Consider the following 8,772-nt stretch of genomic DNA (forward strand, 5'->3'; position numbering starts at 1 on the left):
CTGCCCAAGCCGATCGACGCAACGCTGCTGGTCGTGCGCGGCTGCGGATTCACCTGCCGAGTCCAGGTCAGCACGGACGGCAAGACCTTCGAACCGTTCAACGGCCCGCCGGACGACAGTGGTACAGGCAACGAATACGTCGAAGCGCTTCACGGACTGCCGGTCGCCGCGGTGCGCGTCGAGACCGCTACCGGTGGATTCTTCGACTCCTTGCAGCAGGTGTCAGTCTTCGCCTGATGCGTGCCCTGCGCACGGACTCAACCTGCCTGCCGTGAGTCTGACAGCGCTCTGCGCGGATACCGCTCGCGCATGACGACTCGCCGGTGCGGAAGCAGAGCGAGGACGCTGCCCTCTCGGCGGCTCGCTCGTCCAGCTGCGGCAGGACGGTGCTCGCGGCCTCCTCTCGAAGGCAGGCAGGTACGTGTCGCAGGTAGCGGTCAGACGACGACTTTCGTCATGATCCCGGATGGGAAGATCTCCTCCGGGGTCAGGTGGCGGTGCGCGATGCCCTGCTGCCAGGTGTAAAGGAGCATCTGCTCGGCGGCCGACGCCGTCCACCTGCTGCTTCACCGACCCGATGAACACGTTGGTATTGGATGCTGCGGTATTTGACGCTGCGACATCAGGCACCGCGACATCGGACGCCGCATTGGATGTCGTCATTCACTCAGCCTCCGTACCCGCCGAGGTGCGCCTGGTAGAGCGCCCACGCCTTGGCCCAGGCGCTGGTGTCGAGCCACTGCGAGATGGGCCGGTCGCCCTGGCCGTTGATGGTCCCGGCAGCCTTGAGCTGGTCGAAGTTCTGACGCGGTGTAGTCGCGCAAGCTCAGGCCGAGATTTGCGGTAGAGCGGATACGCGTAGAAGGCCGCCAGGTACAGGCTCAGCAGGGTGAGAAAGCCCCGCCCCGCCCCGCCCCGCCCCATGACGCCCACACTGTGCCGACCCGCGGTGCGGGCGCCATGCCGCGTCGCGCCGCGGCTTCTGTCGAGTGTAGTGGAGCCCGCCGGGCCGGAGTGCGGCCGACCCGGCGGAGAAACGGGGTCAGCGCGCGCTGAGCGTCCACAGGTGGTCGGCAGTGCCGTTGTCGTCCCACTGGAGGACTTGGGCGCCGGTGGCGGTGCTCTCGTTGATCACGCCGAGCAGCAGGCCGCTGTTGTAGTTCGCGATCTTGTACTGGCCGCTGCCTGCGGGGATCAGCTGCCAGAGGTGGTCCGGCGTGCCGTTGTCACCCCAGATCACGGCGGTAGCGCCGTCTGCGGTGCCCTCGTTGGTGATGCCGAGCAGCATGCCGCCGGCCGCGTTCCGTATCTTGTAGAGCCCTGAGCCGGCGGCGACGAGCGTCCAGGACTGGGTGCCGGACGAGCTCGCCGTGTTCTGGTCGACCAGCGTGCCCTGCACGGTTCCGGAGCCCTGGGTGTCGAGCGCCAGACCGCTGTGGACGTTCTTGATCTGGTACGTGCCGACCAGCGAGCTGGTGCTTCCGCTCGGGGTGATCACCAGGTGGTAGCCGTACGCCGGGTTCATCGCGACCGGCACCGTGATCGACCCGCCGGACACGCTGTACGTGGTCTGCGAAATGGTGAACGGCGCCGCGACGGCGGTCGTGCGCCCAAGCGACGTGGTGTATTCGAGCTTCACGTTGACCGTGTTGTTGAATGCGGACAGCGAGCTGAGGCCGTTGACGGTGACCGCGGTCGCGCCGGTGCCGCCGCCGAAGATGACGCTGATCTGGTTGCCTGCGGAGTTCACGCTCGCGGCACCGTCGAGCCCCGTCTGCGACGGGGGCACGGTGGTGACCATGTTGCCGCTCATCGCGCCGTACCAGGAGTAGAGCCAGTAGGCGCCGTTCGGTGAGCCGCCGGTATCGGTGAGGGTGTCGCCGAGCGTGCCGTAGTGGTTCCAGAACGCCAGCTCGGCGTCGTGCACGCCGGCGCGCTCGAACTTCGCGATGTAGCCGGCCAGCGGGCCCGGGACGCCGACCTCGCCGGGGGTGCCGTACTCCTCGATCGCGATCGGCCGGGCGCTGATGCCGAGGCTGGATTCGAGCGAGCGGTACGCGGCCACGTCGGCGGCGATGCCGGAGGCGCCGCCCAGTTCGTGCCAGCTGATGATGTCGGGCAGCGTGCCGCTGTTCTTCGCGTCGGTCAGGAAGGTGCTCATCCAGCCCTGGTTCCAGTGCGAGATGCTCGGGCCCTGAATCGGGTGGCCGGCGTCCTTCGAACGCACCTCCTGGTACGTGCGCGCCCAACCGGCGTCGAACGAACCCGCGGCGGCGGTGTTCCACGTCCCGTCCGGCTCGTTCCACAACTCGTAAGCGGCGATGTTCGTCGCGCCCGACGCCTTGACCGAGGCGACCTGCTGGTCGACCGCGGAGAGCCAGTCGCTCCAGCTGACCCACTTGTAGGGGAAGTTCGGGTACCAGTCGGGCATCCGCACGACGACCTTCGCCCCGGCCTTCGCCGCCTCGGGCGCGACGACGAGTGCGTCGCCGCCGGGGGCCGGCTCGCCGTTGGGCAGCTGCTTCCCGCCCGGCGCCATCTGCACGAACGTGTTCGGGTGCAGCGGTTCGACCAGGCTGTCGGCTGGGACGGACGCGGTGTCCAGGCCGTACAGGCTGCCGGTGGCGACATGCGTGACGGAGCGGAACGGCGAGTTCGCGTTGACCACGAGCGTCGTCGCCGAGGTCGGCGCCGCACTCGCGGGCTGCGAGACGGCAACGGCGGTCGCCGTCGCGGCCAGCGCGAGGGCGCTCAACGCGGCGGTGGTACGGCCCGGGGGCCGGGAATCGACACGGATCATCAGGCGGTGCGTCATTGCTTCTCCTGGCGTGAGGGAGAGGGCGGGCAGTGCGCTGGTGCTGACCGGTCGGCAGCGCGGCCCTGCCACGGGCAGTTGGTGTTAGCGCTAACAATTGCGGGCGCGCCAAAGACGCCGCCGCGAAATGTGCTGGCGCTGGCGGGCATGGGTCTCCCAAGTGCATGGCGCGTCACGGTCACGGTGGCAGCTCTGTGATCGGGGCCCGGGTCGGGATGTGGGCAACAACCCGCGACCAAGTTGAGCAATCGTTTTCTCGACGCCACCATAATGCTCAGGCAGAAACAGTCAAGAATCCGTTCCTACTGGTACATTTTTCTCAGAAGTTGCGCAGATTTGGCCAGACCGGCCAGACCGGCCAGACCGTGCGGTCGCCGGGGCGCCGGGTCGACGGGCCAGCGGTGTTGAGGGGGCGTTCGTGACGGACTTGGCTCACAATCCCGCGTCGGTCAGAGCGCGGCTCATCGATGTCGCCGCCCGTGCGGGGGTGAGCGTCGGGACGGCGTCGAAGGCGCTGAGCGGCAGCGGCCGCATGCGCGACGAGACTCGCGAACGGGTGCTCGGCGCCGCCGAAGCACTCGGCTTCACTCCGAACCGCAACGCGCAGAGCCTGCACACCGGCCGCAGTTGGACCATCGGGCTGATGACCACCGACGGGATCGGCCGGTTCAGCACCCCGGTGCTGATGGGGGTCGAGGACGCGCTGGGAGCGGGGAAGATCAGCGTTCTGCTCTGCGACACCCGCGGCGACACCATCCGCGAGCAGCACCGGCTGCGTCTCCTGATCGAGCGCCGGGTGGACGGCATCATCGTGACCGGGCGGCGCACCGACCCCCGGCCACCGCTGGCCGGGGTCGGCTCCATCCCGACCGTCTACGCCTTCTCGCCCTCCACCGATCCACGGAACGTGTCCGTACGCTCGGACGACGCGGGCGGCGCGACGCTCGCGATCGAGCACCTGCTCGGCCTCGGGCGCACGAGGATCGCGCACGTCACCGGCCCGACCCACCATGCCGCCGCCCGCGATCGGGCGGCGCGCACCCTGGAACTGCTCGGCCGTGCCGGCTTGGCGCCGGCCGGCGGCCGAGTGCACTACGGCGACTGGAGCGAGGTGTGGGGCAGGCGCGCGGCGGACGCGGTCATACGCACCGCGCCCGATACCGACGCGTTCTTCTGCGGCAACGACCACATCGCCCGCGGCGTGGCCGACGCGCTGCGCGAGCGCGGCGTACGAGTCCCGGAGGATGTCGCGATCGTCGGCTATGACAACTGGGACACCATGGCCCTGTCCGCGCGGCCGCCGCTGACCACCGTCGACATGAATCTCGGCGAGATTGGCCGCCTCGCCACCCTCCAGTTGTTGTCCATCATCGACGCCGACGCCCGCGAGGCGGCCTCCGTCACCGTGCCCTGCCTGCTGATCGTGCGCGAATCGGCCTGACACTGCTGCACCCGGTGCCTCATCATCCGCAGAGTGCCGAGAAGCGTGCGGGGTTCGCCGACGGCATCGACGAGGTCGGCGTGCGGTGCACGGTAAACCAGTGCGCTGACGCTTACCGCGCCGGACGGCATCGGCGGTGGCATGGGGAAGATCGGCAAGGCCAGGCAGTTGAGTTGATGCCGATTTCACCGGTTGTTGACTTTAATCACCACTCGAAATAAGTTGGAAATCTGGACGACATACTCGGATGCAGCGTGGCACGTTCCTAGCAGCAACTGCTTCAAGCCGTTCGGCGCGGCGGTAACGGTTCGTCGGATCCATCAGGCCCGACAACCGCATACGTGAAGACGGAGCGCGAGCTCCGTCCGAGAAGGGCAGCGCTGAGATGGTCTCTGCACGCCGGATCGCGATTCACGGAAAGCCTCAATGTTCGTATGACGTCGCTGACGACCCATGACGCCGCCGAGGACGGCACACGCTCCGGCATCGAACACGGCAGCTTCGCATGCTGCGACGCTCTGCTTCGCCGACCTCCGCGACGCGGAGCAGACCTTCCCCGTGACCGGGCCGGGCGGTGACGCCGCAAGCCCCGCGATTTGCACGCTGCCGCCGTCGCGGCCGCACCGCGGATGTCCGGCAAGCGCCCCGACTCCGCGCCACAGCAGACAGAACGCTGAGAATCAGGGGAACTCCAGATGCCGGATTCAGCTTCGCCGCACTCCGCCGAGCCGTTTCGTCGAGCGGGCCGCAAACTGACCGCGGTCTTCGCGGTGACCGCCGTCGCCGCCGCGCTGGCGATCGCGGGCACGGCCGACGTGCTGGCCGCGCCCGCACACGCGGCCACCCCGGCCGCCGGACGTCCGAGCCCCAGCCCCAGCCCGAGCGGCACCGGCACGGGCGGCCCGAACTTCGGTCCCAACGTGTACGTCTTCGATCCGTCGATGTCGAGTTCGACGATCCAGAGCCAGATCAACGCGGTCTACAACTCGCAGCAGAGCAACCAGTTCGGCACCCAGCGCTACGCGCTGCTGTTCAAGCCGGGCACGTACAACGTCGACGTGCCGGTCGGCTTCTACACGCAGGTGCTCGGCCTCGGACAGTCGCCGACGCAGACCACGATCACCGGCGGCGGCGTGCACGCGGACGCCAACTGGAACCGCGGCAACGCGACCACCAACTTCTGGCGCGACGCGGAGAACCTGACCAGCACCCCGACCTCCGGCAGCACGGTGTGGGCCACCTCGCAGGCCACCCCGCTGCGCCGGATGGACATCAACGGCTCGCTGGCACTCTCGCTCAACGGCTACTCCTCGGGCGGCTTCATCGGCGACTCCGTGGTCAGCGGCCAGGTCAACTCCGGCAGCCAACAGCAGTACATGCTGCGCAACGACCAGTTCGGCAGTTGGACCGGTTCGAACTGGAACATGGTGTTCACCGGCTCCACCGGCGTACCCGGCCAAAGCTTCCCCACCCCGCCGTACACCACGGTCCCGACCACACCGACCATCTCGGAGAAGCCGTACCTCTACCTCGACTCCTCCGGCAACTACAACGTGTTCGTGCCGGGCAACCGCGGCAACTCGCAGGGCACCAGCTGGAGCAGCGGAAACACGGCCGGAACCTCGCTGCCACTCAGCTCCTTCTTCATCGCAAACCCCGGTGACACCGTGGCACAGATCAACGCCGCGCTCGCGGCCGGCCAGAATCTGCTGTTCACCCCGGGTGTGTACCAGATCAGCGGCACCATCAACGTCGACAACCCGGACACGGTGGTGCTCGGGCTGGGCTTGGCGACGCTGGTGTCCAACGGCGGCAACGCGATCCTGTCCACCGCGGACGTCAACGGCATCCGCATCGGCGGGCTCATCTTCGACGCCGGCACGACCAACTCTCCGGTGCTGGTGCGGATCGGCCCGGCCGGATCCAGCGCGAGCCACGCGACCGACCCGACGGTGCTCTCCGACGTGTTCGCCCGCATCGGCGGCGCCACGGTCGGCCGCGCCACCGAGACACTCGAAGTCAACAGCGCCGACGTGATCGGCGACGACCTGTGGCTGTGGCGAGCCGACCACGGCAACCGCGGCACGGTCGGCTGGACCACCAACACCGCCGCCAACGGTTTGGTGGTCAACGGCGCCAACGTCTCCACGTACGGCCTCGCGGTCGAGCACTACCAACAAGTCCAGGTGCAGTGGAACGCCAACGGCGGCCGCGACTACTTCTACCAGAGCGAGATGCCGTATGACGTGCCGACCCAGTCGGCATGGATGGACGGCACCGCGGACGGCTATCCCTCGATCGCGGTGTCCGGCACCGTCACCGACTTCCAAGCCTACGGCCTCGGCGTGTACTGCTACTTCAGCGCGAACCACAGCATCGTCGCGTCGAACGGCTTCACCACGCCCACCGGTACCGGCATCGGCTGGCATGACCTGCTGACCGTCTCGCTCGGCGGAGTCGGCGTGATCGAGAACGTCATCAACGGCGTGGGCGGTCCCACGCCGTCCAACACCACGGCCGTCAACGTGACCAGTTACCCGTGACCGGCGCGGTCACCGTGCGCCTGCCGGAGAGCTGAATGGGCTGAGCGGGCTGAGCGCGCGCAGCACCATCGAGGCGGTTCCACCTCACCGACGCGGCCTGATGCTTCGACTTCGCGGGTCTTGCGGCGTCAGGAAGCCGGACCGACGCGGGCATCCGCAGGGTGCAGAGGTGTACAACGCAGGATGCGAACCCGGCTCTGTTGTTTCGTCGAGCCGGGGCGAGGGAGGCAGAATCACTCCTCCCCACCTCGCCCCGGTTGTCGGCTACGGTCGGCCGCCGGTTACGGCGTGATCAGCGCGGAGTAGATGTTCTGGTCCAGCCCTCCGGTGTTGTCGAAGCAGGTGGTCAGCGACGAGGTGCAGGTGCCGCCGGTTTCAGGGTCGCCGGCGACGTCTGCGCCGTCGTTGTCGCCCTTGGGGTCTGCCGTGCCGACGGTGTTGCGCTGGTCCGTCCATACGGCGCCTACCGTGCCGCCCTGTGCCGCGACGGTGATGTAGTCGCCGAAGAACGGCACGAGCCGTCCGCCGAACTGCTCGTAGCCGGGATTGGTGGGCACGTTCGTGACCTGGGTGCTCGCGCTCCAGGTCGCGCCGCCGTCCATGGATTCGGCGTACCGCACGTTCAGGCACGCGGAGGTCTGCCCGCCGGCGCCATTGCACGGAGGCCGGGTGGGCGCGTAGGACGGGTCGCCACGCGAGTCGTACCAGATCGCGCTGACGCGGCCCGAGGAGGCCGTGAGGAACGGCATGAACTGGTGCCCGCTCGCACTGCCCGCGAGCAGCGCGGGGCTGCTCCACGAGGCGCCGCCGTCGGTGGAGCGCACAAAGTCGATCTGCCCCTGCCCCGACGGTTGGGCGGCCTGGAACGCCATCACCACGCTCCCGTGCGCGTTGTCCGCCGCCAGGTACGGCCCGGCCAGGTCGGAGCGCGGGAAGGTGAAGCCGGTCGGGCACGCGAACGGCCCGTCGCCGCACTCGCGCGCGCCGTTGCCGGCGAACGCTTCGAACACGAACGGCGGGTAGGCCACCACGATGGCGGCCGTCCCGAAGGTCCGGCCGAAGTCGGCGGACGAGGCGAAAGCCGCACCCGAGATCGCGCCGGGTGCCCGCTGCTTGGAGCCGCCGGTGTTGCCCTGCCAGCCGATGAAGACCCGGCCCGACGCACCGATCGCTATCGACGGGCCCTGATTGCCGCAGATCCCGGAGGAGAGCTTCAGCGGAGCGCTGAACGTGGCGCCGTGATCGGTCGAGCGGCTGAACAGGATCTCGTTGCAGCCGGAGCCGTGGAAGTCCGACCAGGCCGCGTACACGTTGCCGGTCACCGGGTCCACGGCGATGTCGGTCTTGTCGTTGAAGCTGCCTTTGCCGAACGTGTTGGTGGCGAGGATGACGGTGCGCACGTAGCGGGAGCCGTCGGTGGCCGTGTCCGCCGGGTTGCCCGGCGCGTAGGTCGCGACCCAGATGTCACCGGTGTTGTCGCGGAACCCGCCTGACACGCCGTTCTCGATGCCACGGTTGAAGTTGTTGCCCATGTAGAACAGGTCGCCCCGGCCGTCCCAGGACATGACCGGATCACCGGCCGCGAGCGCTCCGCCGGCCACCTGCGCGTGCAGCGGTGACGACGTGCCCTCGGGCGATGCGTCGCCGTTGTAGCCCGGCAGCAGGCTGTCAGTCCACGTCGTGCCGGAGTCCGCGCTCCGGTAGAAACCCGCCCAGGCGTCGCCCGCCGTGGGCACCGTGCAGTAATCGTTCGAGCCCGACGCCCACACGCTCGTGTCGCGCGGGTCGATCGCCAGCGTCGGCTCGTTCTGCATCCGGCGGTCGATCCCGCACCGCGCGAGCACCGCATCGTTGTAGCCGCCGCCGGCCAACTGGTCGGCGCTGCGGTAGCCGCCGTTCGCGCCGTCGTCGACGGTGACCCGGACGTTCGCCCCGGCGCTGGGCGCCGCGAACGCCATCCCGGCCGAGGAAGC

General features: G+C 68.9%; 5 protein-coding genes. 3 read left to right on the forward strand and 2 right to left on the reverse strand.

The window, feature by feature from the left end; genetic code table 11:
* On the forward strand, nt 1–237 hold a 237-nt coding region (locus VGS97_RS26785), incomplete at its 5' end, for a hypothetical protein (RefSeq protein WP_326856440.1).
* Between the two features lie 805 nt (nt 238–1,042).
* Here the strand turns inward: VGS97_RS26785 and VGS97_RS26790 are convergent.
* Complete coding sequence (locus tag VGS97_RS26790) at nt 1,043–2,815, reverse strand: RICIN domain-containing protein (RefSeq protein ID WP_326856441.1); 1,773 nt, start codon at nt 2,813–2,815, stop codon at nt 1,043–1,045.
* A gap of 418 nt (nt 2,816–3,233) precedes the next feature.
* Here VGS97_RS26790 and VGS97_RS26795 point away from each other — a divergent pair, with 418 nt between their 5' ends.
* Both VGS97_RS26795 and VGS97_RS26800 read left to right on the forward strand, forming a co-directional pair.
* Nucleotides 3,234–4,256, forward strand: coding sequence for a LacI family DNA-binding transcriptional regulator (locus VGS97_RS26795; RefSeq protein ID WP_326856442.1), 1,023 nt, complete (start codon nt 3,234–3,236; stop codon nt 4,254–4,256).
* A gap of 695 nt (nt 4,257–4,951) precedes the next feature.
* Nucleotides 4,952–6,799 carry a hypothetical protein gene (locus VGS97_RS26800; protein ID WP_326856443.1) on the forward strand — a complete coding sequence of 616 codons (1,848 nt, stop codon included), beginning with the start codon at nt 4,952–4,954 and terminating at the stop codon, nt 6,797–6,799.
* A gap of 281 nt (nt 6,800–7,080) precedes the next feature.
* On the opposite strand, the gene VGS97_RS26805 is transcribed toward VGS97_RS26800, so the two are convergent.
* The coding region (locus tag VGS97_RS26805) for a sialidase family protein (RefSeq protein WP_326856444.1) at nt 7,081–8,772 on the reverse strand (1,692 nt) is incomplete at its 5' end.

The organism is Actinocrinis sp. (genome assembly GCF_035946395.1).
Taxonomy (GTDB): Bacteria; Actinomycetota; Actinomycetes; order Streptomycetales; family Catenulisporaceae; genus Actinocrinis.

Bases quoted from the DNA above. Each gene is read 5' to 3' on its own strand.
- VGS97_RS26790 (WP_326856441.1), bottom strand. From the start codon at position 2,815: ATGACGCACCGCCTGATGATCCGTGTCGATTCCCGGCCCCCGGGCCGT.
- VGS97_RS26800 (WP_326856443.1), top strand. From the start codon at position 4,952: ATGCCGGATTCAGCTTCGCCGCACTCCGCCGAGCCGTTTCGTCGAGCG.